The sequence below is a fragment of the Vibrio sp. Y176 genome (assembly GCF_033438945.1).
The window spans coordinates 1-654 of sequence record NZ_JAWOQS010000649.1 but is presented as its reverse complement, the minus strand read 5'-3'; the positions used below and the strand labels follow the sequence as shown (position 1 = coordinate 654).

Below are 654 nucleotides of genomic sequence, written 5' to 3'. Positions count from 1 at the left end.
ATAAGTTGCTCAAGAACTGCCTGCTGATCTTCAAGTAAAGAGACATTGTGAAACTGTCGGCCAAGATGCCAATCTGAGGTGTGGATAAACTTCATTCGAATTCACTTTCTGCCACAAACATGGCGTTATCTTGTTATCCCGTTAGGATATCGTGACTTCGTAAGCTTTTCATGTGGTTTGTGTTGATTGATCTAAGAATTTTCGCTCTCATTTCGACCAAATAAGGCTCCAACAACATACCCACTTGGCTCGATGTCTAGCTGAACAGCGTGAAAGCGTTCACTCGCCTCGTTCAATTGTTGTTGATACAGGCAAACTGCTTTGAGAATACCGCTACAGGCTCCAAGCGAACCTAACTTCACATTCAGAAAATGGTATCTAGTGTCGGAGGTAATCCACGGTGAGAAGCTCTGAATATGATGCATCCAAATAGGCTCTTCGCCTTCAACAGATACAGTAAAGTCACTCACCGTATATTTACAGTTAAGCCCTAACTGCTGCATGACCTTCTCTACTGCGATTGACTGTTGTGTGGCATCTAAATCAACACAAACGTTTCTGCTGAATAAACCACCTTTGCTCGGCTCACATTTCGCCGCCACGACCGAACTACGCGAACCATTCACGTCATCATTTTTGGCATTAAATCCCAAA

At 43.6% G+C, this 654-nt stretch carries 1 pseudogene; it reads right to left on the bottom strand.

What is annotated here, in order from left to right:
- Positions 1-191 precede the first annotated feature (191 nt).
- Positions 192-654 (bottom strand): annotated as a pseudogene (locus R7O13_RS27860) (transhydrogenase beta subunit); the annotation flags it as partial.